The following is a 25,484-nucleotide window of genomic DNA, read 5'->3' as shown; positions in this document are numbered from 1 at the left end:
CGCGTAGACGCGCTGGAGCCCGCGCACGCGCAGGTGCTCGTCGACCGGGATCAGCCCGTAGAGGCCGGTGCGCGGCACGCCGGAGATCTCCGGGCCGCGCAGCAGCGGCAGCGCGACCACGCGCGCGCCCTCGGGCAGCTCGGCGGTGCGGTGCACGCCGACGCGGTCCAGAGCCGCCGCGACCTGCACGCTCGCCTCCAGCCCGAACATCGCCAGCGGGGTCGGCTCGGGGCTGACCAGCGTGATCGCGAGGTCCGGGTGGCGGTGACCGGTCAGCAGCGCCGCCTCATACGCGGGCAGCACCCAGCCGCGCAGGGTCGGGACGACGAACGCGACGTCGGTCACGGCGCCGCGGTCGATCTCCTCATGCAGCACGTGCAGCTCGTCCGGCAGCTGCAGGGCGTCGTCGAACGCGGGGAGCCGGCGCGCGCCGGGCGCGAGCACGAGCGTGTCGTACTCGAGCGTCCCGCCGCCGCGCAGGCGGATCCGCCGCGGCTCGACGGCGTCCAGCGCCGCACGCACGAAGGTGAAGCCGATGTCGTCCGCGATCGTCTGCAGTGGGAAGTGCTGCGACGGCGCGGCGACGAGCGTGGGCCGGACGAGCAGCTCCTCGTCCGGCGCCACGAGCGTCGTCCGCACGCGGGTGCCCGCCGCCTCGTCGAGGGCGAGGATGAACTCGACCGCGGCGATGCCGCCTCCGACGACGACGATGTGCGGCGCGGCGGGCATCGTCAGTGCAGGCTCAGGACCTCGACGCCGGCGGTGCCGGTGCCCAGGGCGACGTTGACGGGGGTGCCGGCCGGGCGGCCCGCGGCGGCGTCGAGGCCTTCGAGGTAGCCGGCGAGCTCGCGGCCGGCGATCTTGGCCGGCGGCCACCACAGCGCGCGGCCGGCGACCTCGCCGCTGCGCATGTAGCGCGCCCAGCGCTCGGTCAGGAGCATCCCGCGCAGGACGGGCGTGAACGGCTCGGGGGTGACGGGCGCGCCGGCGCGCGCCGCGATGTCCGACGCCGCGGCGTCGGCCTGCTGGCAGGCGATCCCGCCCTGCTTGACCGGGTAGTCGGTGACGTCGCCGGCGGCGTACACGTCGGGGGCGCCGATCACGCGTGCCAGCGGGTCCGTGGGGAGGAAGCCGTCGGGGTCCTGCGGGAGGCCGGCGAGCTTCGGGCCGGCCAGGCGCGGCGCGGACACGATCCGCTCGACCTCGATCGTCGTGTCACCGGCGCGCAGGCGCCCGGGCGCCTCGATCACCGCATCGACGCCCGAGTGCACCATGATCCCCGCCTCGGCGAGCAGGAAGGACAGCTCGGCCGACGCGTCCTCGCCGAAGATCTCCAGCGGGGCCTGCTCGGGCGTGACGAGGTGGATCTCGGCGTTCGCGCCCATCTGGAACGCGCGCTCGGCCAGCATCAGCGCCAGCTCGTACAGCGGCAGCGGCCACGTGCTCCCGGGCGGGACGACGAAGGCGATCTTGCGCAGGTAGCCCTCCTCGATGTCCTGGACGATCCCGTGCAGGCGCTCCTGGTCGGTCAGCGAGCCGGTGAACGCCGTGGCCGCGGGGAACGGCTCGACCGGGCGCGCGCCCGACGCGATCAACAGCACGTCGTAGGCGAGCCGCTCGCCGGCCACGGTGGTGACCACGTGCGCGTCGGGATCGACGGCCGCGAGCCGGCCGCGGACGTGCGTGAAGCCGACGTCGGCGGCGATCTTGTCGAGCGGGTACGTGGTCGCCCCACCAGCCGCGAACGGCGACAGCACGCTCAGCGGCCGGTACGTCAAGTCGGCTTCGGGCGCGAGCAGCGTCATGGCGACGCGGCCTGCGGCAAGGCGATCGAGGGCGAGCGCGGCTTCGATCGCGGCCGGGCCGCCGCCGGCGATCAGGACGGTGGTGGGCATGCGTCCAGGATCGGTCCGGGACGCGCGGTTGCCCTCCGGGGCAAGCCCGGGTCCGGGCTGCGGGAAAGCCGCAGTCAGTCGCGCAGCGCCGCGCTGCGCGAGTCGTACACCGCGAGCGCCGACCGCAGGCCGGACAGCGTCAGGAGCACGGCCGCGGCGGTGCCGCGCGGCGCGACGATCGCGAGCTCCCGCTGCTCACGGCGCAGCTCGCGGTTCGCGTGGATGATCGAGGCCAGCGCGGTCGAGTCGATGAACCCGACCTCGCTCAGGTCGACGATGACCCGTGTGCCGTTCGTCCGCAGCGCAGCGTCGAGCGACTCGCGGAACTCGTCCAGGGTCGCGACGTCCAGCTCATCGGGCGGCGAGATGATCGTCGGTTCGTGCACGGCGCGGGAGCTACCCGCGAACCCCGGCTTCCGATGCGCCAGAGCCCGCGAAGTTGACGCCAAGCTACCACGGACCGACGAGTCCACTACGCGCTCGTCCGAGCAGGTACGGGATCGTCGGCTCGATCGCGGCCGCGCTGAAGTCGATCCGCTCGCACGCCTCGATCGTGAACCCCGCGCGTTCGATCGCGGCGGCGGTGTCCCGCGCGGGATGGCATCCGCCGGCGAGGGCGGGCCACGCCCCGGAGCGGTCGGCGGCCTGCAGCAGCATCCGCTTGACCCCGCCCCGCGGGATGACGTGCTCGTAGAACCGCAGCTCGCCTCCCGGCTTGAGGACGCGCCGGATCTCGTCGAGCGCCCGCGCCTGGTCGGGCACGCTGCACAGCACGAGGCTGACGACCGCGGCGTCGAGCTCGTGGTCGGCGAAGGGCAGCGCCTCGGCCGTGCCCGGCCGGACCGAGATCGGCACCGGCATGTGCGCGGCGGCGGCCTGCGTCGCGAGCGCCCGCAGGGTCGGCTCGGGCTCGATCGCGACGACCTCGGTGACCGTCGGCGGATAGTGGACGAAGTTCGCCCCATGCCCGGCGCCGATCTCGACGACCCGGCCGCTGAGGTCGGCGACGAGCCGCGAGCGGTGGCTGGCGGCGCCGCGAGCGTCGGCGCGGGCGGCGGCGCGCGGATAGAGGCGCGCGAAGCGTGGGTGCGGCAGGTCCACGCGAGTGAGCATGACGATCACGGCGGCGCGCACGCCCGCTCGTGGCGGGCGTGCTCGCCGCACGGGCGCTACTTGCCGCGGACGACCACCACGCGCACCTTGCCCGCCGTGCCCGCCGGCAGGGCCAGCGTGGCCTTCTTCTTCAGCGTCACCTTGGTGCTGCAGGGCGCCGGCGCGCCTTCGCCCACCGCGACCGGGCACGCCCAGGCCACGAGCTTGCCCTTGACCTTGCCGGGACGGCGCAGCGCGACCTTCGGGCCGCTCGGCTTCTTCGGCTTGGCCGCGGCCGCCACGGCGCCGCCCGACAGGCGGGCGAACGCGAGCGTCGAGCCGTCGGCGTTGCGCACCGGCGCCTCGCGCGACGACAGGGTCAGCGAGCCCGCGGAGGCCGAGACGACCGGGCCGACGTACTTGGCCGACCACACGACCGTCGTGCCGCCGGTGTTGGTCGCCGTCTCGCGCACGCGCAGGATCGCGCCGAGGTCGCCCGTGACGATCGTGTACGGCGAAGGCGTTCCACGGGACACGCAGACGTTGGTGCAGCGCATCAGCTCGGTGGTGTCGGTGACGACCGGCGGGCCGCTCCAGGTGCCGGGCGTCATGGTCACGTCGTCGCCGACGCGGGCCGAGGCGCCCGCGATCGTCGGGAGCGTCTTCCAGCGCGGGCCGGCGAGCGTCACCGCGACGGTCTCGGCGGAGCGGGCGGAGACCGTGCCGTCGATGTTCGAGGCGGTGCTCACGGCCACGATCCGCGCACCGACGTCCGCCGCCACCAGCAGGTAGCGATCACCGGTGGCGCCCGGGATCGCCGCGCAGCCGTTGGCGTCGCAGCGCTCCCACGAGAGGCTGTAGACGGTGTCCGGCGTCGCCTCCCAGGCGTAGCCGCCGACGCTCAGCGTCACGCCCTGCTGGATGATCGGGCTCGGGCTCGAGATCACCGGCGGGCTCGAGCTCACGGGCGGGCCGGGGACCACGGTGGCGGTCGGCGCCGAGCGGCTGACGGCCGTCCCCCACGGGTTGCGCGCGGTCACCTCGACCGCGATCGCGAACCCGGTGTCCGACGGCGTGAGCGTGTGGCGGTCCGTGGTGGCATCCGGGATCTGCGTGCAGTCGCCGTTCGCGCAACGCAGCCACTGGAACGCGTAGCCCGTCGGGTTGTTCGACCAGGTGCCAGTCGTCGCGGTCAGCGTCTGGCCGCGCTTGGCGATGCCGTTCACGGCCGGGGCGACGGTCACGCTCGGCACCGGCCGGGCCTTGATCGCCAACGGCGCGCTGCGGGCCGTCGCGCTCTGGCCGCTCCACAGCGCCGTCACCTCGAGCACGAGCGAGTGGCCCGCGTCGTCGGCGATCGCGCGGTAGCGCGACTGCCCGTCACCGACCGACACGCAGCCGGTGACCCCGTCGGCGGCGCAGCGCTGCCAGTCGTAGGCGTAGCGCGGCGACGGGAACGTCCAGCGCCCCGGGTCGCCGAGCAGGAACTCACCCGTGTACGCGGCGCCGCTGATCGTCGGCACGCCGGTGTTGGTCAGCGCGAGCGCGCCGATCACGGCGGACAGCGCGCCGTCCGCGACGGCGTCACCGCCGACGCTCGAGGCCACGACCCGCACGCCGACGCGCAGCCCGACGTCCGCCTCGCCCAGCGTGTAGGTCGCGCCGACGCCGACGCGCTCGCAGGAGGCGTCCGCCAGCGACGTCGCCGCCGGGGCGCAGCGGTACCAGGTGTACGTGAAGGTCGCGCCCGGTGTGTCCCAGCTGCCCGGGACGGCCGTGAGCGTGGACGCCTCGCGGGTCGTGCCGGTCGGCGCGACCGGGACGACCGTGTTCGCCGGCGGCGTGGCGATCCGCGCCGTGCCCGCCGACGTCACGCTCGTGCGCCCGTCCGCGTTGATGGCGGTGACCTTCACGCGCACGACCGCGCCGACGTCGCCGGCGGTGAGCACGTAGGTCGCGCCCGTCGCGCCCGGGATGTCGACGCCGTCGCGCTGCCAGGCGTACTCGACCGCGGGGCCGATCGGGCTCCACTCGCCGCGGAACGCCGTCAGCTGCGCGCCGACCTTCGCCGCGCCGGTGACCGTCGGCGGCAGCACGTTCTGCGGCGGCGCGGCCGTGACCGACGCGGTCGGCGTCGTCGCCGCGGCGGCGCTGCCGTCCGCGTTGGAGGCGGTGATCACGAGTCGCACCTGCGCGCCGACGTCCGCCGCGTCGAGCACGTAGGAGACGCCGGTCGCGCCCGCGATGTCGGTGAACTGCGGCGCGCCCGAGGCGCGGCGCTGCCACTGGTAGGCGTACTCGTTCTCGATCCCGAGCCACTCGCCGCGGGTCGAGGTCAAGGTGGAGGCGCGGCGCGCGGTGCCGGAGATCGTCGGCGCCACGCGGGCGACCGGCGGGCCGGCGGCCACGACGGCCGAGCCGATGCTGTACGCGGCCACCGTCGCGTCCGGGTTGGACGCGGTGACCCGCACGCGGATCCGCGAGCCGACGTCGGCGACGCCGAGCACGTAGCTCATCCCGGTCGCGCCGGCGATGTCCACGAATCCGGTGCCCGGGTCACGCTGCCACTGCAGGGCGTACGTGTTGCCCGTCCCCGTCCAGGAGCCGGTCGAGGCGGTCAGCGTCGTGGCGCGCAGGGCCGCGCCGGTGACCGTCGGCGTGACGGTGTTCACCGGCGCCGAGGCCGCCACGACCACGCTCGCCGCACTCGCCCGCGAGGCGGACCCGTCCGGGTTCGTCGCGGTCACGAGCACGCGCACGATCCCACCGACGTCACCGGCGGCCAGCTCGTAGTCGGCACGGTCGGCGCCCGCGATCGGCGCCCAGGTGGTGCCGCCGTCGCCCGAGCGCTGCCACTGGTAGGCGAAGGCGTTGCCGACGCCGCCCCAGGTGCCGGGCACCGCGGTCAGCACCGAGCCGCGCCGCGCGTTGCCCGTGAAGGCCGGGGACAGCATGTTCACCGGGCCGTCACTGACCACCTGTGCGGTCGCGGCGCTCGTCGCCGTCGCGCTCCCCTCCGGGTTGGTCGTGGTCACGAACACGCGGACCAGCGCGCCGATGTCCGCGACGGCCAGCACGTAGGTCGTGCCGGTCGCGCCGAGGATGTCCTGCCAGGTGCTGCCGTTGTCGGTCGACCGCTGCCACTGGCGCGCCGTCGTGTTGCCGATGCCCGCCCACGTGCCGGAGCTCGCGGTCAGCGTCGCGCCGCGCTTGGCGGTGCCCGAGACCGACGGCTGGACCGTGTTGACCGGCGCCGCGCTCGGCACCGTGGTCGTCGGGAGGCTCGTCGCGGTGCCGACGCCGTCCGCGTTAGACGCCGTGATCAGCAGGCGCACCGTCGCGCCCACGTCCGCGACCCCGAGGTCGTAGGACGGCCGCGTCGCGCCGCTGATCGCGGTCCACGTCGAGCCGTCCGTCGAGCGCTGCCACTGGTAGTCGTAGACCGTGTCCGCGCCGGTCCACGTGCCGAGCGTGCCGACCAGCGTCTGGGCGCGCTGGACGGTCCCGCTGATCGTCGGCCGGGCGGTGTTCGTGGGGGGCGTGGCGACCACCTGCGCGGTGGCCACGCTCGCGACGCTGACCGTGCCCTCCGGGTTGGTCATCGTCACCAGCAGGCGGATGAAGCGGCCGACGTCGCTCGCGGTCAGCGTGCGCGCCGACGACGTGGCGTTGGCGATCGCCGTCCAGGTCGTGCCGTCCAGCGACGACTGCCACTGGTAGGTCGCCTGGTTGCCGATCCCCGTCCAGGTGCCGTTGGTGCCCGTCAGCTGCGAGCCGCGCGTGGCGGAGCCCGTGACGACCGGCCGCGCGCTGTTGACCGGCGGCGAGCTCGGCACCGCGATCGTCGCGGCGCTGGTGGCGGCCACGCTGCCCTCGGGGTTCGTCGCCGTCACCACGACGCGCAGCTGCTTGCCGACGTCGGCGACCGTCGGCGTGTAGGCCGTGCCGGTCGCATCGAAGATGTTCACGCCGTCGCGCTGCCACTGGTAGGCGTAGGTGTTGCCGTTGCCGGCCCACGTGCCGCGCGAGGCCGTCAGCGCGGAGGCGCGCTGGACGGTGCCGCTGATCGCCGGCGCCACGGTGTTGGCCGCCGGCGAGGCGAGCACGCGGACGCTCGCGGCGCTCTCGGCCCGGCCGGTGCCGTCCGGGTTGGTGACGATCACCTGCAGGCGCACGAAGCGGCCGATCTCGGTCGGGGACAGCTGGTAGGCGCTCGCCCGCGCACCGGCGATGTCCGCCCACGTCGTGCCGTCGGCCGACCACTGCCACTGGTACGCGTACGCGTTGTTGGACCCGCTCCACGTGCCCGGCAGGCCGCTGAGCGTGAGCCCGCGCTGCGCCGTCCCGCTGATCGTCGGCAACGCCTGGTTGAGCGGGCCCGAGGCCAGCACCGGCGGCGTGGCCGCGCTCGCCTCCACGATCGTCCCGTCCGGGTTGGTGGCCGTCACGACCACGCGCACGAGCGCGTCGACGTCCGCGGCGACGAGCGTGTAGGAGGCGCCGGTCGCGCCGGCGATGTCCACGTAGCCCTCGCCGAAGTCGCGCTGCCACTGGTGGCTGTAGACGTTGTCCGGCCCGGTCCAGGAGCCGCGCGTCGCGCTCAGCGTCTTCCCGCGCTGCGGCGTGCCGCTCAGCTGCGGCGGCGTCACGTTGGCGGGCGGGAACGGGGAGACCGGCAGCGCGGTCGGGTCGCTGGCCACCGAGGCGGTGCCGTCCGGGTTGGTGCCGGTGACGAGCACGCGCACGCGCACGCCTTCGTCGTCCTTGGCGAGCCGGTACGTGGCCGTCGTCGCGCCCGGGATCGCCGACCACGAGCTTCCGCCGGCGTCCTCGCGCTGCCACTCGTACGTGTAGTCGTTGCTCGAGCCGTCCCAGGCGCCGACGGCGGCGGTCAGCTCGAACGTGCGGCGGGTCGTTCCGGAGAGCGTCGGCGCGGCGGTGTTGACCGGCGGGTCGGCGATCACGACCGCGGTCGGGTCGCTCGTCGCCGACGCCTGCCCGTACGGGTTGATGGCGGTGATGGTCACGCGGATCCGCGTGTTGCGCTCGGCCGTCGTGAGCGTGAAGCTGGCGTTGCTCGTGCCGATCGGGGTCCAGGTCACGCCGTCGGTGGAGCGCTGCCACTGGTAGGCGTAGGTCGTGCCGCCCGGGCTCCAGCCCGCGCTGGTGGACAGCGTCTGGCCGCGGCGGAGGACGCCGGTGATCGTCGGTTGCACGATGTTGACCGGCACACCGGAGGTGACCGGGCCGACGGACGCCGACGTCGCGCTCGCGACGCCGAACGGGTTCGTCGCCACAACGGTCACGCGCAACGTCGCGCCGATGTCCGACTGCCCCGGGATGTAGGTCGAGGTGGTGGCGCCCGGGATCGACGTCCAGCTCGCACCGGAGTCGGTCGAGCGCTGCCAGACGTAGCCGTAGCTGGTGCCCGCCGGGTCCCAGTAGCCCGTGGACGCCGTCAGCGTCGCGCCCTGGCGCGGGGTGCCGGAGATGACCGGCGGCGAGCTGTTGGTCGGCGCGCCCCCGAGCGTGCCGGCGAGCGCGCGCTCGGCGTTCACCCGGCCGCCGGTGACCGCGCGGCCGGTCAGGTCCGCCTTCGCGTCGACCGACGCCATGATCGCGTTCTTGATGTCCAGCGCGGTCATCCCCGGCCGCGCCGACAGCACGAGCGCGGCCACGCCGGCCGTGTTCGGGCTGGCCATCGACGTGCCCTGCAGGTACGCGTACGGCGAGGAGATGTGCGTCGAGAGGATCGCGGTGCCGGGCGCGAAGACGTCGACGCTCTGCGCGCCGTAGTTGGAGAAGGACGCCTTGCGGTCGTTCTCGTCGGACGCGCCGACGCAGAGGATGTTCGCCGCCGGCAGCGCGCACGGGCCGTACGGCGTCGCGTCGTTGTTGACGTTGTCGTTGCCCGCCGCGATCACGTAGAGCGTGTTCGGGTGCGCCTGGACGGCCGCGAGCTGCGTCTGGTCCAGGCCCGGGCCGCCGAGGCTCGCGTTGACGATCCGCACGCCCATCTTGCCGGCGTAGTCGAAGGCCTCGGCGATCGCGAGGCTGGAGCCGCGGCCGGACGCGCCGAGGGCGCGCAGCGGCATGATCTTCGCGCCGTAGGCGACGCCGGTGATGCCCTCGTTGTTGTTGGCCTGCGCGGCGACCGTGCCGGCGACGTGCGTGCCGTGGCCGTGGTTGTCCTGCGGCAGGTTGTCGGGGCCCGGGGTGGCGTCGCCCTCGCTCACGCCCATCCCGGCGTTCTCGGTGACGAAGTCCCAGCCCTGCCAGTCGTCGACGTAGCCGTTGCCGTCGTCGTCGACGCCGTTGACCGGGTCGGCCGTGTTGGTGATGACCTGGCTCGCGAGGTCCGGGTGCGTCGTGAGCACGCCGGTGTCGACGATGCCGACCGTGACGCCGGTGCCGGTGGCCGAGGCCCAGGCCTCGGGCACGTCCATGTCGGCGTCGATCGTGCCGGACGGGTAGTACGCGCCGCCGCCGTTGGGGACGTACATGCGCTGGCCGGTGTTCTCCAGGCCCCACAGCGAGCCGTAGTAGGAGTCGGCGGTCTGCGCCGTCATCACGGTCACGGGCTCGGCGTAGACGACGTCGGGGTCGCGGTTGAGCGCGGCGACGGCCTCCGCGAGGCCACCCGGCTCGGCGGTCACGAGCTCGGTGTCGACGATCGGGCTGCGCCGCTCGAGCTCGACGTCCGCGTCCGCGCGGACGTCCGCGCGCTCGGCCGCGGTCAGGCCCGGCTCGCGCCGGACGACGATCTCCGTCGCGCCCTGGCGGTCGAGCGCCTCGAGCTGCTGGGGGTCAACGGCCGCGTCGGCCGTGGCCGTGGGCACGCACGCCGCGACGCAGGTCGCGAGCACCACAAGGAATCGACTCCGTCCGATCGTCACCCCCTGGTCATCGACCGTTGGGCGTGAGGGACGGATCCAGATGAGCGCCTCTCAGCGGGTGTCCGAGAGCGCCTTCTAGGATCGGCCCGCCCGATGAACGTGCTCGAAGCCATCCTGCTCGGCGCCGTCGAAGGCCTGACCGAGTTCCTGCCGATCTCCAGCACCGGCCACCTGACCGTGCTCGAGAAGCTCCTCGGCTACCAGATCGACGACCCTGACATCACCGCCTTCACGGCGATCATCCAGAGCGGCGCCGTGCTGGCCACGCTGCTGTTCTTCCGCCGCGACCTGTGGCGGTTCCTGACCGCCTGGTTCCGCGGGATCCGCTCCCCCGCCGAGCGCGGGGACGCCGACTACAAGTTCGCCTGGGCGCTGATCCTCGGCACGATCCCGATCGGCATCGTCGGCCTGCTGTTCCAGGACGCGATCGAGACGACGCTGCGCAACCTGTGGTTCGTGGGCTGCGCGTTGATCGGCTTCAGCTTCGTGATGCTGTTCGCCGACCGCACCGCCACGCAGACGCGCTCCGAGGAGCAGGTCACCTGGCGCGACACGCTGATCATCGGCGTCGCCCAGTGCCTCGCGGTGATCCCCGGGATCTCGCGCTCGGGCGCGACGATGTCCGCCGGCCTGCTGCGCGGGCTGGACCGCGTGACCGCCACGAAGATGGCCTTCTTCCTGTCGATCCCGGCGCTCACCGGCGCGACGCTCCTCCAGGCCGTGACCAAGTTCGACGAGATCGCCGACGGGGTCGGCTGGACCGCCACGCTCGTCGCCACCTTCACCAGCTTCGTCGTCGCCTACGCCGCGGTCGCGTGGCTGCTGCGCTTCATCGCCCATCACACCTACACGGTGTTCATCGTGTACCGCGTCGCGCTCGGCAGCCTCGTGCTGATCCTGCTCGCGACCGGCGCCGTCGCCGCCACCTGAACGGCCAATCCTCCCCCTGTCCGACGCCGTACGGGCCGGATTCCGGCGTTTGTCCGATGCGAGCCCGCGGTGAGCGCGGTTAGCGTCAGATGAACGGGTTCACCGAGGGAAGAGGGGAAGTTGATGAGCAGGTGCGTAAAGGCCGCGGTCGCGGCCATCTTGATGCTGTGCGCCTTCGTGAGCGCGGCGCAGGCGCAGGATCCACCGGCGCCGTTGCCGGATCCGAAGGTCGTACCGATCCAGGTGACCGGGCCGCCCGCCCAGCGCCTGAACTTCGTGATCATGGGCGACGGCTACCAGAAGGACCAGCAGGAGCTGTTCCGTCGCGACCTCGATCGCAACCTGGCGGTCATGTGGGCCACGGAGCCGTTCCGGACCTACCGCAACTACATCAACATCTACGCGGTCGAGCTCGCGTCGATCGACTACGGCGTCCGCTGTGACCCCGACGGCCGCGTCCGCGCCGCCGACGGCACGGTCCGTGACACCGGCGTCCGCGAGGGCCCGATCGACGGCAAGCGCACCGCGCTGCGGATGATCTACCAGAACGGTTGTGCCGACCCGCTGTCGCGTGGCACCGTCTACGGCGGCGCGCCGCTCAACTGCGCCAACGACGCCGCTTACTACCCGGCCGGCGTGAACCCGTGCGAGACCGGCAACCAGGCCCACAACCGGATCCTGGACACGTACGTCGCGCCCGTGCTGGGCATCCCGCGCACGTCGCAGAACATCCAGACGCTGGCGATCTTCAACACCTTCACCTACGGCGGCATCGGCGGCACGCAGGCGACGACCTCGGGTGGCTCGCCGCAGGGGCCGCTGATCTCCCTGCACGAGATCGGGCACTCGCTCGGCACGCTCGCCGACGAGTACCCGTACTCCTCGCGAGACGTGATCCGCCCCTGCTACACGGGCAACGAGCCGAGCTCGTTCCACCACACGATCCTCACCGCGGCCGAGATGCTGACGCGCCAGACGAAGTGGTGGCGCTGGATCGGCGAGGAGAGCCTCTCCGGCGGGAAGATCGGTGCCTATGAGGGCGGCGGCACGTACCCGTGCGGCCAGAAGCGCCCGTCCTCGCACTCGATGATGCGCTGGATCGGCTTCGACTTCGACCAGGTCGGCCTCGAGCACATGGTCGCCCGCGTCACGGGCATGCGCAACTCAGGCCAGATGAGCGTGCAGAACACCACGGCCGGCACGGTCGCCAAGGACCAGGTGCTGTGGGTGGAGCCGGGCAACCCGCGCTTCCATGCCGTCACCGTCACCTGGCGCAACGGCGGCCCGACCGGGGCGATCCTCGGCACCGGCCGCAACCTCGACCTGGAGCCGCTGAACCTGGCGCCGGGCACCACCGTGTACGCCGAGGTCCGCGACCCGGTCGGGCCGGACGGCATCGACTGGGTGCGCAACCCGTCCACGAACAACAGCGCGACGGACTCGGGCTTCAACGGCTCGCGCTTCGTGCAGTCACGCACGTTCACCGTCGGCGAGGGCACGGTCACGGCCTCCCCCGCCGAGGCGGACATCACCGCGCACACCGCGAACGTCCGCCCGCTCGCGGGTGACGAGATCGTGTACGTGAACACCAACCACCCGAACGACCGCGTGCTCCCCGTCACCTGGACGCTGAACGGGACCGCGATCCCGAACCCGACCAACGGCCGCACGCTGGACCTCGGCACGCTCAACCTGCCGGAGGGCACGCACACGCTGGTGGCCAAGGTCAGCGACGGCGCGCTGTCGGACTCGGTCGAGTGGAGGGTCGACAACGTCGATCCGACCGCGCACCGCCGTCTGTCCGATCCGGCGGCGAAGTCCACCACGGACGCGCACGGGATCTACTTCAACGGCTGGGACATGTGGCTGGACCCGAAGGACGACACCACGGGCTACGAAGGCACACCGGCCGTGGTCGGCCAGTTCCGCCTCAACAAGGACGGCTGGTTCGTCTACTTCGGCTTCCCGGAGAAGCCGATGCCCGAGTCCCCGTACGAGTTCCGCCACTCCGGTCAGGTCGTCAAGGCGCTGACCTACGGCAACCTCGGCACGGGCGGCATCTCCAAGGCCGGGTTCGAGCAGGATCTGCCCGACAGCCACCCGGGCGGCGGGTTCATCCCTGGCTTCGGCACCCACAAGGTCGAGCACCGCGCGATCGACCCGGCCGGCAACTACTCCGTTCCCGAGGAGTACACGGCGACGGCGCTCCCGGGCGCCGCGCTGACCTGCGGCACGACCGTCACGGGCACGCAGGCGTCGGTCAACGCGACGACGGGCGTGACGTGCGTCGACGGCGCGACCGTCAGCGGCGCCGTCACGGTCGCCGCGGGCGCGTCCGTGCTGGTGAAGAACAGCACGGTCGGCTCGCTCAGCGCGACCGGCGCCGAGGCCGTCCAGGTCCTCGGCTCGACGGTCAACGGCGCGGCCAAGGTCGAGGGCTCGACCAAGGACGTCACGATCGCCGGCTCGACGTTCAACGGCGGCCTGACGCTGACCGGCAACACCCAGGTCACGGCCAACGAGCGCTACTCCCGCCTCGCGGGCGCATACGGCCCGATCCTGGCCGGCAGCACGGTCAAGGGCGCGCTGGTGTGCGCCGGCAACAGCGCCGACGTGAAGGACTTCGGCGCCGCGAACCGGCTCGGCAGCAGCTACAGCGGCTGCGCGCTGGCCTCCTCGGTCGGTGGCGAGAGCACCCCTTCGGGCAGCGTCCCGGCGACGCTCTCGCTGTCGATCGGCACGATCCCGTCGCTCGGGTCGTTCGTCCCGGGCGCCGAGCGCGAGTACACGTCGACCGCCCAGGCGACCGTGATCTCGACGGCGGGTGACGCGACGCTGACGCACAGCGAGCCCGGCAAGCTGGCCAACGGCGCGTTCACGCTCGCCGAGCCGCTGCGGATCGAGCTCACGAAGTCCAGCTGGACCGGTCCGACCTCCAACGAGCAGGTCGGCATCACGTTCAAGCAGCTGATCAAGGCCAACGACCCGCTCCGCACCGGGTCGTACAGCAAGACGGTCACGTTCACGCTGTCGACGACGCAGCCCTAGCTCCACGAGGCCCGTTTGCCCCGACGGCAAGGAGACTTGCCGTCGGGGTGGGCCGGTGCCACGGTGACCGTCATGCACGACGACGTCGCCGAGTGGGAAGGCCGTTACGCGAGCCACGAGGGTGGGCTCTTCAGCGGGAACGTCAACGGGCCGTTGCCGGTCGAGGTCGCCGGGCTGCGGCCGGGCCGCGCGCTGGACGTGGGCTGCGGTGAGGGCGCCGACGCGATCTGGCTCGCCCAGCAGGGCTGGACGGTCACCGGCCTGGACGTGTCCACGGTCGCCCTGGGCCGTGCCGCCGAGGCGGCCCGTTCCGCGGGCGTGCAGGTCGAGTGGGTCGCCGCGGGCGTCACCCAGGCCTCGGGGACGTTCGACCTCGTCGCCGCGCACTACCCGGCGATCAAGCGCTCGCCCGGCGAGCCGGAGCTCGCGGCCCTGCTCGGACTCGTGGCGGTCGACGGGACGCTGCTCGTGGTCGGCCACGGGCCGCCGAACCCGGAGTTCGCCCGCTCCCGCGGCTTCGACCCGGCCGACTACCTGCTGCCGGACACGGTCGCGCCCGCGCTCGGCGCCGACTGGGAGATCCTCGTGCACGAGCAGCGCCCGCGCGTCCGCCCCACGCCGCCCGGGTCCCCCTGGACCCACGACGACGTCCTGCGAGCCCGCCGTCGTGGATAAAGGTGGATAAACGTCCTGGACGTTTAACTTTGGCGCGCCTCACTTAAAGGCCCAGGGCCTTTAAGTTGGGAGCCATTCCCCATGGTTCGTGGGTGACTCAGCCGTGAGCATGGGACCGCATGACGAGCGGACTGGTTCTGTGCGCCGTGGACCGCAGCGAAGCGGGTCACACGGTGCTCGATGCGGCGAAGGCGACGGGCGGCGACGTGCTGATGGTGCACGTGGCGAACAGCCTTCTGGATTCGGAGATCCCGGCGTTCACCGCCGACGGCGAGACGGAGCGGATCGTCGAGCACGGGCCGACCGGCGTGCGCCTGGTGCAGGCCGCGGAGGCGCGCAACGCGAGCCTCGTCGTGCTCGGCACGCGCGCCAAGCGCTGGAGCAGCGTCGCGCGCTACGTCGCCAAGCGCGTGTCGTGCCCCGTGCTGGTGGTCGGGCCGGCCGCCGATCCCGCCGCTGAGCCGATCACGCGTCCGGCGTTCGACCGCGCGCTGATCCGGACTGCTCCGGCGCCGGTGCTGATCGCACCGAGCGGCTGACGCGCATGGACAACGAGCTCGCCGTCCTCGGCGGAGCGTTGATCGTCGCCGGGCTGTTCGCCCGGTTCGGTCGGCGCATCGGCCTGCCGACCATCCCGTTCTTCATCGTCGCGGGCATCATCTTCGGGCCCGAGACGCCCGGCATCGTGCTGCTCGAAGACCCGCACGAGCTCGAGCTGCTGGCCACGCTCGGGCTCGTCCTGCTGCTGTTCCACCTCGGCATCGAGTTCTCGGTCGACCAGCTGCTGCAAGGCGGCCGCAAGCTGCTCTGGGCGGGCGGGTCCTACATCGGCCTGCTGTTCGGCGTCGGCCTGATCTTCGGCTGGGCGGTCGGCTGGGGCACGCGCGAGATCTTCGTCCTGGCGGGCATGATCGGTACCTCGTCGACGGCGATCGTCACGAAGCTGATGGTCGACCTGCGCCGGATCAAGCGCCCGGAGTCGGGGATGATCCTCGGGATCATCGTCGTCGAGGACGTGTTCCTGGCGTTCTACCTCGCGCTGCTGCAGCCGATCCTCGGCGGCCAGGAGGGCGCGGGCGAGATCGTCGTCTCGATCCTGATCGCGTTCTCGTTCCTGATCGGCCTGTTCTCGCTGGCGCGCTGGGGCGGACGGCTGGTGCGCCCGTTCTTCGCCGCCGGCGACGCCGAGCTGTCGGTGATCATCGCGATGGGCTTCGGCGTGTTCGTCGCCGGGTTCGCGCACTTCGCCGGGGCGTCGGACGCGGTCGGCGCGCTGCTCGCCGGCATGGTCGTCGCCGGCACGGGGCTCGGCCACCGGGTCGAGAAGCTGCTGGTCCCGATCCGGGACGTCTTCGCGGCGATCTTCTTCTTCTGGTTCGGCACGACGATCGCGCCGAGCGCGCTGGGCGAGATCGCCGGCGCCGTCGCCGCCGCCGTGGCGCTGACGCTGGTGATGAACATCGTCGCGGGCATCGTCGCGGCCCGCATCTACGGCTACGGGCGGCTCGCGGCGTCCAACACGGCGCTGATGCTCGTCAGCCGCGGCGAGTTCGAGCTGATCCTCGCCTCGCTGGCGATCGCGGCCGGGCTCAACAGCAAAGTGGCCGCGTTCGCCGCGCTGTTCGTGCTCGCGCTCTCGATCATCTCGCCGCTCGCGTCCGCCCGCTCGCACGTGCTGGCGAGCTGGCTGCCGCGCCGCTGGTTCGCGCCCGACTCCGACGAGCGCGACCGCATGCCGGAGGCCGAGGAGTCGATCTCGATCATCGAGGTGGGCGCGATCCGCCGGCTCGGCGCGGACACCGTCGAGTACCCCGTCAAGCCGCACTACGCGGTCGTGGGGGCGTTCGTCCGCGAGCTCGACCTCCCCCGCGACGCGCTCGTCACCGCGATCGTCCGCGGCGACGAGGTGGTCGCGCCGCGCGGCTCCACGCGCATCAAGTCGGGCGACCGGCTGCACATCCTCGTGCGGCGCGAGGTGGCCCGTGAGGTCGAGGCGCTCCAGGACCGCTGGCAGCACGGGCCGATGCACGCCCCGCCGCGGCCGCGCCGCAAGCTCCGTGGCGGCGCCCCGATCTTCACCGTGCGCCCGTGTGACGAGGACGCCGTGACCGGTGACTTCGAGCACCCCGAGGAGATCCTCGGCCAAGCGGTCGTCGCCAAGCTGCGCGACCGGCGCGACCGTCCCGGCGCGCTCGTGGCGCTCGAGGACGGGCGCTACGCCGTCACGGGGCCGACGCTGATCGCCGGCTCCCGCGACGACGTCACCGCCTACGCCCGCCGCCGCGTCGGCAGCGACGACCCGGACGAGCGGGCGTGGCTGCAGACGATCGTCGGCGCGCTCGCGATCGACATCTTCGACGCCGCGCCCGCCCTCAACGGCGCAGGCGATAGCGGTCGAAGAAGTCCCACATGATCCGCGACGCCTCGATCTCCTGGGTGACGAGCCCGCCGCCGTGCGGCGGGCCGTCGGACCCGGGCCACGTGTGCCCGCCGTTGGCCACCCGGTACAGCTCGACCGACACGCCGTCGCGGCACTGCGCGTAGGCGAGCCGGGTCACGTTCGTGGTGACCGGCGTGGCGCTCGGGCCGCGCCGGCACCCGTCCAGCCGCGCCCACGTCTGCAGCGCGAGCGGCACCGTGTAGCCCCAGCGCAGATCGCCGTTGCCCGTGAACGGGTTCGTCGTGTCCTGCTGCCCGTGGAACGTCAGCACGGGCAGCGGCCGGCTCGGCTCGCAGTCCTCGACCTCCGGCACGGTCGGATCGTCCGGGTCCGGCCGCCCGGCCCGCAGGCCGGCGTTCGGGGCGATCGCGGCGAGCTTGTCCGCGATCCGGCAGCCCAGCGCGGACGTCATCCGCCCGCCGCCCGAGTGGCCGGTCGCGTACACGCGTCGCGCGTCGCCGCACAGCCGCTGCACCACCGTGTCGATCACGCGGCTGAGGAACGCGACGTCGTCGCGCGCGGTCGGCGGGGGCAGCTCGCCCGCGGTGGTCGGCACCCCGGGCACGTTCCACGCCCAGCTCCCGTTCGGGTCGGGCGGGTTCGCGGGCGCCAGGGGGATCGCCGCGCTCGGCGCCGCGACCAGGAACCCCTCGTCGTCGGCGACCTCGCGCAGGCCGCTGACCGCCATCTGCACCGGCCCGTTGGCCGAGCTGCCGTGCAGGTTCAACACGACGGGCGCGTTCCGGCGCGCCCCGTCCGGCACGTACACGAGCACCGGGTAGCTCGTGCCGCCGTACCGCACGTCCACGGTCGTGTCCCCCGCCCCGCGCGGACACCGGTCGTGCTTCGCCTCCGCCGCGGGTGCGGCCGCCGCCATGGTCGCCGTGGCACAGGCCGCGGCCGCGATCCAACGAGCGCGCATCGGACGCCTCTCCTTCGTTCGACTACGAGGCTCCTACCCGGCGCCTAGTCGGAGGAACGCCGGCGCGGCGGCTCGCGCGGCGCCTCGATCTTGTAGTGCACACCCGCCATCCGCACGGCGAAGCACACCGCCGCGCCCAGCAGCGGGAACCACACGCTGTAGCTGCCCGCCTCGCGCGCGATCACGGCGACCGCCCCGCCGACCAGCGCCGGGATCGCGTAGAGGTCCTGGCGCAGCACGGTCGGGACCTCGCGCAGCAGGACGTCGCGGAGCATGCCGCCACCGATGCCGGTGATCGCGCCGAGGAGCACGGCCTGGACCGGCCCGAGGCCGAAGTCCAGCGCCTTGCTCGCGCCGCTCACGCAGAACAGGCCGAGGCCGATCGCGTCGAAGAGCTGGACGCCGCGCTGGCGCCGGTCGATGGACGGCGCGGCGAAGAAGCACACCACGCCCGCGGCACCGGCGGCCGCCAGGTAGCGCCAGTCGCGGAAGGTCTCGGGCGGCACGCCGATCAGCAGGTCGCGGACGATGCCGCCGGTGAAGGCGACGACGGCCGACAAGACGATCACGCCGAAGACGTCGAGCCGCGCCTGGACCGCGGCGAGCCCGCCGCTGAGGCCGAACACGAAGACGCCGACGAGGTTCAGCCACAGCAGCAGGGTCGGGTCGAGGCCGGAGATCACGGCCCAGACCCTAGGCGGTCACTCGAACAGCTGGCCGCCCTCGTCGATCAGCGTGATGATCGAGAGCACGCCGAAGAAGGCCGCCGAGAAGACGAGCACGCCGATCCGGTAGCCGCGCACGCGGATCGGCTCGGGCAGCGAGCGGCGGTTCATGATCAGCAGCAGGATCGAGTACACGAACATCATCACCCCGCCGACGCAGGCCGAGATGACGAGCAGGATCAGCGGCTGGTCGAGGCCGATCAGCAGGATCGCGCAGCCGAGGATGACCAGGCCCCAGACGAGGCGGAAGTAGAGCTTGCTCTCGCTGATCTGGCCTCGCGGAAGTAGTTGACCTTGAGGATGTCGGCGGCGACGCGGCTCGTGTAGTCGACGATGCCCATCGACGCCGCCAGCAGCGAGAACGCGCCGATGCCCCAGAACAGCGGACCCATCCAGCCGCCGGCGAGGTCGCTCAGGCGGTCACCCTCGACCTGGAGGAAGCTGATGTCGTCGGTCAGGCCGTCCTGGCCGAACACGGTCGAGTAGGCGAGCAGCGAGGTGGCCGTGATCGTGATGATCGTGATCGCCACGAACGTGCACAGCTGCTCGAGGTTGGCGAACTTCCACCAGGCGCGCCAGCGGGTCATGTTCTGCTCGGTCGGCGCGAACGCGTAGCCGGTGCCGGCCTCGGCCTCCTCCTCGCCGGTGATCGGGCTCACGAGCCGCGGCACGTACCGGCCCATGCCGTAGCGCTTGTCGCGGATCCAGTTGCTCTGGCACAGGTTCTGGCCGCCGCCCGCGCCGGCGAAGGCGAGCGCGCCGAGCAGCACCGCGAAGTCGATCGAGCCGGGGAACTGGCCGAAGCTCGTGACCACCTCGGGCAGCTCGCCGACCGCCTCGCCGCTGATCACGGTGATCGCGGCCACGACGAAGAAGATCACGATGACCGCGACCTTGAGGAAGATCACGCGCTCGAGCGCGTCGTAGACGACCGGCGCGAGCGTGAGGGCCGCGCCCACCAGCAGCAGGATCGCGATCGCGATCACCACCGGGTCGCCGCCGCCGAACAGGTACGTCATCAGCGTCGCCGAGCTCGTCGCCCAGCCGGGCCACAGGTTCGCGAAGTAGATGAGGACCGCGAAGAACAGGCCCCAGTGCTTCCAGTAGCGGCTGAAGCCCGTCAGCGCGGTCTCGCCCGTCGCGAGCGTGTAGCGCTCGATCTCCATGTTCAGGAAGAACTGGATGAGGACGCCGACGAACGCGGCCCACAGGAACACCAGCCCGACCTGCGAGGAGATGTACGGCCACAGGATGAACTCGCCCGACGCGAGGCCCACGCCCGCGCCGACGACGCCCGGGCCGATGATCTTCCAGATCGATCGTGGCGGCTCCGGCAGCTCCCGCACCTCCACCTCCGGAAGGTGCTTGCTCGGCAGCGTCGGCGTGAAGTCCTGTGGCGGGGCTCCGGCGGTCATACCCCGTCCTCCCCTCTGGACAGGTGGTCGAAAACCACACTTCGGAGCACCGCCCGGTCGGCCGTTTCTCGCTCATCCCACGTTCGCTTTGATCTCGCCCAGCGCTCATGGGCGCTGGCGCATCCGCGCTGCATTGAGGGGCGGTCGCGGGGCGTCCTCACGAGGGATGAGGGGGATGAAAGACCCATCAGACGGGAGGGTCGTCGCATGGCTCTCGCGGCGATCGGTGCTGGCCGCGTTGGTCGGCCTGACGGCCGCCGTCGGACTCATGGCGGTGCTGCTCGTGACGGGCGGGCAGGTGAGCGGGCAGGGCGCGCCGCTCAACGCGCAGCCCGAGCCGGAGGTGCCGGTCGAGGAGGTGCTGGCCAAGCCGCAGACGCCGCTGCCCGAGGGCATGCCGACGGCGAAGCCGAAGACGATCGGCAAGCCGCTCGATCCACTCAGCGGCGAGGAGGTCGGCTACGCGCGCAGCGTCGCCGTGGCCGCAACGGCCGACACCGGCGAGCGGGTGGACGGCTCAGCCGGACTGCAGTACCTCTCGACGGACCTGGCCGAGAGCGAGGACGGCACGCCGACGCGCGCCGTGAAGGTCAGCTCCTACGACTACGCGACGGACGAGCTCGTGACGCAGGTCGTGGACCTGCAGTCGGGCACGGTCGACACCAAGCGGGCGAAGGGCGTGCAGCTGCCGCCCTCGCGCCGTGAGGTGGACACCGCGATGGTCCGCCTGCTCGCGGACCCGGCGAGCCAGGCGCTCAAGGACGACTACAAGCGGACGACGGGCGTCGCGCTCACCAGCGCCGATCAGCTCGACTACGCGGGCGGTGCCTGGACCGCCGACGAGAAGAGCGAGGGCGCGGAGAAGTGCGGCGAGCACCGCTGCATCTTCTTCCAGCTCCGCACCGAAGACGGTCGCGGCCTGGTCATGGTCGATCGGATCGTCGATCTCTCTGCCGACAAGATCGAGGTGATCGAGCCGTGAAGGCGCTGAAGGTACTCATGATCGTGGGCGTGGCGCTCGCGCTGGGCGCGCCGAGCGCCGGGGCGCAGTCGACGACCCCGACCGCGGCGTTCTGCTCCGGCGAGTCGCTGATCTCGTACAAGCTCCGCAACGGGGCCAAGTGGGAGATGTGCTGGGGCCACCACTCGATCAAGGGCCTCGTGATCTCGAAGGTCGCGTTCCAGGGTCCCAAGGACACCGCGCCCAAGCTCGTGCTGGACGCGATCAACACCGCGCAGATGAACGTGCCCTACGACAACGGCTCGATCGAGTACGACGACGTGCTCCAGTACGGCTTCGGTGGCCAGTACCTCAAGGGCCTGGACGTCTCCGAGTGCCCGCAGGGCGAGCTGCGCAACGCGACCGTCTCGTGGGAGACGTCGACGAGCGTGTACCGCGAGGAGGTGCGCCCGGCGTTGTGCATCCGGGAGGCCGACACCGGCACGGCGTACCGCTCGCAGTACCGGTCCAACAGCCAGATCCTGGCCAAGCAGGGCACGGACCTGATCGTCCACGCCACCGCCGCGATCGGCAACTACGAGTACGAGATGCGCTACGCGTTCCACGACGACGGGCAGATCGACGCCGACCTCGGCGCGACCGGCGAGGCGATCCCGTTCGGCGAGGGGTACGTCAACGGCTGGCCGGTCGGCACGGGCGAGAGCGACTTCCTGATGAACCACTACCACTCGGCCGTCTGGCGGGTGGACTTCGGCCTCGACGGCCAGTCGCAGATGAAGGCCGAGCAGTGGGACACGGCGCCCACGGGCCAGCGCGGGACGCAGTCGGCGATCTACAACACGACCAAGACCGACATCCCGACGGAGAAGGCGTTCAACCTGACCAACCGGCGCTGGTTCCGGGTGCTCGCGCCGAACAGCACGAACACGGACGGCCATCCGCGGTCGTACGAGTTCGTCTACGGCAAGAACGACCCCTACAGCTCCTACCCGCACCTCAAGTACGAGCTGACCTTCTCGCAGTTCCGCTCGTGCGAGCAGTTCCCCATGCGCAACCTCACGTCGCAGGCGAACTGCGGCGACAAGACCTCGCTCGACTACCTGGACGGCGAGAACCTGACCAACCCCGTGGCCTGGGTCAACGTGGGCTTCCACCACGTCCCGCGTGACGAGGACCAGAGCCCGATGCCGATCCATTGGCAGGGCTTCAGCCTCTACCCGCGCGACTGGCACGCCAACAACTCGCAGGCGCCGGCGCTGCGGTCGGCCTGGAACGGCCGCAACATGCCGGCGGCGCCGACCCCGACGCCGAGCAGCACCGCGACCGCCACGCCGACCACCACGGCCACCGCGACCGCGACCGCGACGACGACGGCCACCGCCACCGCCACCGCCACCGCCACGCCGACCGCGACGGCCACGGTGACGAGCACGCCCACCGCCACCGCCACCGCCACCGCGACGACCACGCCCGCGCCTGGCCCGAGCGCCGCGGCGCGGACCGAGGTGGTCGCCCCCGAAGCCGGCGACAGCTCGACCGCGACGCTCCAGGTCGGCGGCGCGGCGCGCAAGGCGCTGTCGGCCGTCGCCCTGAAGCTCAGCGGCGGCAAGGCCACGATCTCGGTCACCTCCGGCGGCGTGGCCGCCACCGGCAAGGTGGCGCTGAAGATCAACCGCAAGACGGTGCGGACGCTCACCCTGAAGAAGGGGTTGGCGACCGCCACGCTGCCGAAGCTCAAGGCCGGCACCTACAAGGTCACGGCGAGCTACCTCGGGTCGGCCACGGCCGCGGCCGGCGCCACCAAGGCCAAGACCCTGAAGGTCAGGAGCTAGCGCGTTGACCGGCACGCGTCCCCGCACCCGCCTGCTCGGCGCCGCGGTCGGCGTCGCGCTGTTGATGCTCGTCGCCTACCGGACGGTGGGCCTGCTGACGGTGGTCACGCCGTCGATGCAGCCCGAGCTGCGGGTCGGGGATCGCGTGCTGGTCAACAAGCTCGTCCCGGAGCTCGTCCCGCTGCGGCGGGGCGACGTCGCCGTCTTCGAGGACCCCGGCGGCTGGGCACGCGCCTCGGCGCGCAGCCGGGGCGAGATCGCCGCCGACGCGCTGATCGTCAAGCGCGTGATCGGGGTCGGCGGCGACCACGTCGTCTGCTGCTCGGCGGACGGCGCCCTCATCCTCAACGGCACGCCCTTGAAGGAGCCGTACGTGGCGGGGAACGCCCGCCGGACCATGCCGCTGGCCTTCGACGTGACCGTCCCGGACGGCCGCTACTGGATGATGGGCGACGACCGTGCGCGATCGTTCGACAGCGGCGGCTTCGCGGACGCACCCGGCCACGGGTTCGTGCCGGCCGAGCGCATCGTCGGCCGGGTCGAGGCGACGCTGTGAGGCCGCTGCTCGCGCACGGGATCGCGGCCGGCGCCGACGTGCCGATTCCGCTGACCGTCGCGCTCGCGGCCGCCGCCGGCGTGCTCGTCCTGTCCTTCGCCTTCCTCGCCGCCGGGTGGACACGCCCGCGGTTGCGCCACGCCGCCGCGCTTCCGGACACCGCGCTCCCGCGCTGGTCGGACGCGCTGCTGGGCACGCTCGGGGTCACGGCCTTCGCGGCCGTCGCCTACGCCGGGCTGGCCGGGACCACGCTCCCGAACGAGAACCTCGCCCCCACGGCCGTCTACGTCGGCTTCTGGGTGGGCGTGCCGTTCGCCTCGCTGCTGCTCGGCGACGTGTTCCGCCACGTGAGCCCGTGGCGGGCGGTCGGCCGCGCCGCGGGCGCGCTCGCTGCCCGTGCCGGGCTGGCCAGCCGGCCGGCGCCCTACCCGGAGCGGCTCGGCCGGGTCCCGGCGGCGGTCGGCCTGTTCGCGTTCGCCGTCTGCGAGCTGTGCTGGGCCCGGGCGGGCGAGCCGCGTCCGCTGGCGATCCTGATGCTCGTCTACTTCGTGGTGATGCTCGTGGGGATGAGCCTCTACGGCGTCGAGCCGTGGGTGCGCAACGCCGACGCCTTCGGCGTGCTGTTCGCGCTCCTCGGCAGCCTGTCGCCGCTGCGTGGCCGCCGCTTCGCCCACTCGGGCACCGCGCTCGGGGGCACGATCGCGCTGCTGCTGGTCGCGATCGGGTCGACCGCGTTCGACGGCGCACGCGAGGCCGCCGCGTTCAAGCGCATCGCCCACGCGCTCGAGGATGCCGGCACGCACCTCGGGCTGTCCGCCGAGGCGGCGCTGGACACCGGCCGCGTCGCCGGGCTCGCGCTGTGCGTGGTGCTCGTGCTCGCGATCTGGGCGGCGGGTGTCGCGCCCGCTCGCCGGCACGCGCGCGCGTTCGCGCACACGCTGATCCCGATCGCCGCGGGGTACCTGGTCGCGCACTACTTCTCGCTCGCCGTCGTGGGCGGACAGGCGCTGTGGCCGCTGGCCAACGACCCACTCGGCCGCGGCGCCGACCTGTTCGGGGGCGCCGCCTCGGAGGTCGACTACGCCGCGCTGAGCGCGACCACGATCTGGTGGGTGCAGATCGGCGCGCTCGTCGCCGGGCACGTCGCGGCGCTGGTGCTGGCGCACGACCGCGCGCTGGAGGTCTACGGCTCCGCGCGAGCGGCGGCGCGTTCGCAGCTCGCCATGCTCGGTCTGATGGTGGTGTTCACCTGCACCGGGCTCTGGCTGCTGTCGACGGGCTTCAGCGCCTGAGACTCAGCCGGCCTCGGAGAGCGTCGTCAGCGCGTCCCGCAGGAGCCTCGAGACGTGCATCTGGGAGAGCCCGACCTGCTCGGCGATCTCCCGCTGCGTCAGGTCCTGCTCGAAGCGCAGGCGGACGATCCGCTCCTCGCGCTCGGGCAGCTGCGACAGCATGCGGTCGATGTCGGTGACGCGTTCGACGTGCGCGAAGCCGGGGTCCTCCCCGCCGAGGAGGTCCCCGCGGGTCGAGCTCTCCTCGTCGTCCGCCCACGGGCGGTCCAGCGAGTCGGCGCGGTGGGCGCTGACGCTGGCGCGCGCCTCGAGCATCTGCTCGACGGTCACGCCGCACTTGGTCGCGACCTCCTCCGGCGTCGGGGTGCGTCCGAGCTGGGCGGACAGCTCCTCCGTCGCCCGCGAGACCTTCGGGGCGAGCTCCTGCAGCGACCGCGGGACGCGGACCGTCCAGCCGAGGTCGCGGAAGTAGCGCTTGACCTCGCCGAGGATCGTCGGCATCGCGAACGAGGTGAACGCGAGCCCGCGGCTGGGGTCGTACCGCTCGATCGCCTTCATCAGGCCGACCGCGGCGACCTGCTCGACGTCCTCGCGCTCGGAGCCGGCCGAATATCGGCGCGCGAGATGGCGCGCCAACGGCAAGAAGCGCTCCACGAGCGCCTCCAGGGCTTCCTGATCACCGTTGGCCCGGTAGCGCTCGAACAGCGGGGTGACATCCTGGGCCCGTCCACGCTCACGCGGAAGGGTTGCAGCAACTGGGGCCATGCCCTCTTCTTTCCACGCCCACAACCAGCCACTCGTGCGG

General features: G+C 72.7%; 17 protein-coding genes and 1 pseudogene. 9 read left to right on the top strand and 9 right to left on the bottom strand.

The window, feature by feature from the left end:
* Positions 1 to 731: 731 nt before the first annotated feature.
* The 4 genes from C8N24_RS25330 to C8N24_RS25315 form a co-directional block, all read right to left on the bottom strand.
* Complete coding sequence (locus C8N24_RS25330) at positions 732 to 1,895, bottom strand: FAD-dependent oxidoreductase (RefSeq protein ID WP_121255380.1); 1,164 nt, start codon at positions 1,893 to 1,895, stop codon at positions 732 to 734.
* Positions 1,896 to 1,969: 74 nt separating this feature from the next.
* The gene (locus tag C8N24_RS25325; RefSeq protein WP_170179404.1) at positions 1,970 to 2,281 is read right to left on the bottom strand and encodes an STAS domain-containing protein; all 312 of its coding nucleotides are present in this window, start codon (positions 2,279 to 2,281) and stop codon (positions 1,970 to 1,972) included.
* Positions 2,282 to 2,345: 64 nt separating this feature from the next.
* Positions 2,346 to 2,996 carry a class I SAM-dependent methyltransferase gene (locus tag C8N24_RS25320; protein WP_245971968.1) on the bottom strand — a complete coding sequence of 217 codons (651 nt, stop codon included), beginning with the start codon at positions 2,994 to 2,996 and terminating at the stop codon, positions 2,346 to 2,348.
* A 68-nt stretch (positions 2,997 to 3,064) separates the two neighbouring features.
* The gene (locus C8N24_RS25315; RefSeq protein WP_147447982.1) at positions 3,065 to 9,853 is read right to left on the bottom strand and encodes a S8 family serine peptidase; all 6,789 of its coding nucleotides are present in this window, start codon (positions 9,851 to 9,853) and stop codon (positions 3,065 to 3,067) included.
* 123 nt (positions 9,854 to 9,976) lie between these two features.
* Between C8N24_RS25315 and C8N24_RS25310 the strand changes: the two genes are divergently transcribed.
* The 5 genes from C8N24_RS25310 (at position 9,977) to C8N24_RS25290 (ending at position 16,949) form a co-directional block, all read left to right on the top strand.
* Positions 9,977 to 10,813 carry an undecaprenyl-diphosphate phosphatase gene (locus C8N24_RS25310; RefSeq protein ID WP_121255374.1) on the top strand — a complete coding sequence of 279 codons (837 nt, stop codon included), beginning with the start codon at positions 9,977 to 9,979 and terminating at the stop codon, positions 10,811 to 10,813.
* 123 nt (positions 10,814 to 10,936) lie between these two features.
* On the top strand, positions 10,937 to 13,861 hold the full coding sequence (locus tag C8N24_RS25305; RefSeq protein ID WP_121255372.1) for a M64 family metallopeptidase: 2,925 nt from the start codon (positions 10,937 to 10,939) through the stop codon (positions 13,859 to 13,861).
* A 72-nt stretch (positions 13,862 to 13,933) separates the two neighbouring features.
* Positions 13,934 to 14,536 carry a class I SAM-dependent methyltransferase gene (locus C8N24_RS25300; RefSeq protein WP_147447981.1) on the top strand — a complete coding sequence of 201 codons (603 nt, stop codon included), beginning with the start codon at positions 13,934 to 13,936 and terminating at the stop codon, positions 14,534 to 14,536.
* A 119-nt stretch (positions 14,537 to 14,655) separates the two neighbouring features.
* Entirely contained in the window at positions 14,656 to 15,075 is a 420-nt protein-coding gene (locus tag C8N24_RS25295) for a universal stress protein (protein WP_121255368.1), read from the top strand.
* 5 nt (positions 15,076 to 15,080) lie between these two features.
* Positions 15,081 to 16,949, top strand: coding sequence for a cation:proton antiporter (locus tag C8N24_RS25290; protein WP_121255367.1), 1,869 nt, complete (start codon positions 15,081 to 15,083; stop codon positions 16,947 to 16,949).
* Here the strand turns inward: C8N24_RS25290 and C8N24_RS25285 are convergent.
* From C8N24_RS25285 to C8N24_RS25275, 4 genes and pseudogenes are all read right to left on the bottom strand, one after another.
* Positions 16,909 to 17,898: an extracellular catalytic domain type 1 short-chain-length polyhydroxyalkanoate depolymerase gene (locus C8N24_RS25285; RefSeq protein WP_211340144.1), complete on the bottom strand. Its 990-nt coding sequence runs from the start codon at positions 17,896 to 17,898 to the stop codon at positions 16,909 to 16,911. The genes C8N24_RS25290 and C8N24_RS25285 overlap by 41 nt on opposite strands.
* A 44-nt stretch (positions 17,899 to 17,942) precedes the next feature.
* Positions 17,943 to 18,581 carry a trimeric intracellular cation channel family protein gene (locus C8N24_RS25280; protein ID WP_211340143.1) on the bottom strand — a complete coding sequence of 213 codons (639 nt, stop codon included), beginning with the start codon at positions 18,579 to 18,581 and terminating at the stop codon, positions 17,943 to 17,945.
* A gap of 18 nt (positions 18,582 to 18,599) precedes the next feature.
* Entirely contained in the window at positions 18,600 to 18,758 is a 159-nt protein-coding gene (locus C8N24_RS35140; protein ID WP_245971967.1) for a hypothetical protein, read from the bottom strand.
* Between the two features lie 18 nt (positions 18,759 to 18,776).
* Positions 18,777 to 20,038, bottom strand: a pseudogene (locus tag C8N24_RS25275) (Nramp family divalent metal transporter); the annotation flags it as partial.
* A 175-nt stretch (positions 20,039 to 20,213) separates the two neighbouring features.
* On the opposite strand from C8N24_RS25275, the gene C8N24_RS25270 reads away from it, so the two are divergent.
* From C8N24_RS25270 to C8N24_RS25255, 4 genes are read left to right on the top strand one after another with little or no spacing between them, the layout of a single operon-like run.
* A complete protein-coding gene (locus tag C8N24_RS25270; protein WP_147447980.1) occupies positions 20,214 to 21,020 on the top strand; it encodes a hypothetical protein in 807 nt (268 codons plus the stop codon).
* Positions 21,017 to 22,831, top strand: coding sequence for a copper amine oxidase (locus C8N24_RS25265; protein WP_121255363.1), 1,815 nt, complete (start codon positions 21,017 to 21,019; stop codon positions 22,829 to 22,831). Before C8N24_RS25270 ends, C8N24_RS25265 begins: the two co-directional genes overlap by 4 nt.
* Before the next feature lie 4 nt (positions 22,832 to 22,835).
* Positions 22,836 to 23,387, top strand: coding sequence for a signal peptidase I (gene lepB / locus C8N24_RS25260; RefSeq protein ID WP_121255361.1), 552 nt, complete (start codon positions 22,836 to 22,838; stop codon positions 23,385 to 23,387).
* Positions 23,384 to 24,679, top strand: coding sequence for a fenitrothion hydrolase (locus tag C8N24_RS25255; protein WP_121255358.1), 1,296 nt, complete (start codon positions 23,384 to 23,386; stop codon positions 24,677 to 24,679). Before lepB ends, C8N24_RS25255 begins: the two co-directional genes overlap by 4 nt.
* Before the next feature lie 3 nt (positions 24,680 to 24,682).
* On the opposite strand, the gene C8N24_RS25250 is transcribed toward C8N24_RS25255, so the two are convergent.
* Positions 24,683 to 25,444, bottom strand: a complete 762-nt coding sequence (locus tag C8N24_RS25250; protein WP_121255356.1) for a SigB/SigF/SigG family RNA polymerase sigma factor — start codon at positions 25,442 to 25,444, stop codon at positions 24,683 to 24,685.
* Positions 25,445 to 25,484 lie beyond the last annotated feature (40 nt).

The organism is Solirubrobacter pauli (genome assembly GCF_003633755.1).
GTDB classification, from domain to species: Bacteria; Actinomycetota; Thermoleophilia; order Solirubrobacterales; family Solirubrobacteraceae; genus Solirubrobacter; species Solirubrobacter pauli.
The sequence above is the reverse complement of the archived record's forward strand: the minus strand, read 5'-3'. Positions and strand labels throughout refer to the sequence as shown.

What these genes read in the sequence shown, in the direction of transcription:
- C8N24_RS25330 (WP_121255380.1), bottom strand. Translation starts at nt 1,895, where the DNA reads ATGCCCACCACCGTCCTGATCGCCGGCGGCGGCCCGGCCGCGATCGAA.
- C8N24_RS25310 (WP_121255374.1), top strand. Translation starts at nt 9,977, where the DNA reads ATGAACGTGCTCGAAGCCATCCTGCTCGGCGCCGTCGAAGGCCTGACC.
- C8N24_RS25305 (WP_121255372.1), top strand. Translation starts at nt 10,937, where the DNA reads ATGAGCAGGTGCGTAAAGGCCGCGGTCGCGGCCATCTTGATGCTGTGC.
- C8N24_RS25300 (WP_147447981.1), top strand. Translation starts at nt 13,934, where the DNA reads ATGCACGACGACGTCGCCGAGTGGGAAGGCCGTTACGCGAGCCACGAG.
- C8N24_RS25295 (WP_121255368.1), top strand. Translation starts at nt 14,656, where the DNA reads ATGACGAGCGGACTGGTTCTGTGCGCCGTGGACCGCAGCGAAGCGGGT.
- C8N24_RS25290 (WP_121255367.1), top strand. Translation starts at nt 15,081, where the DNA reads ATGGACAACGAGCTCGCCGTCCTCGGCGGAGCGTTGATCGTCGCCGGG.
- C8N24_RS25285 (WP_211340144.1), bottom strand. Translation starts at nt 17,898, where the DNA reads ATGCGCGCTCGTTGGATCGCGGCCGCGGCCTGTGCCACGGCGACCATG.
- C8N24_RS25270 (WP_147447980.1), top strand. Translation starts at nt 20,214, where the DNA reads ATGAAAGACCCATCAGACGGGAGGGTCGTCGCATGGCTCTCGCGGCGA.
- C8N24_RS25250 (WP_121255356.1), bottom strand. Translation starts at nt 25,444, where the DNA reads ATGGCCCCAGTTGCTGCAACCCTTCCGCGTGAGCGTGGACGGGCCCAG.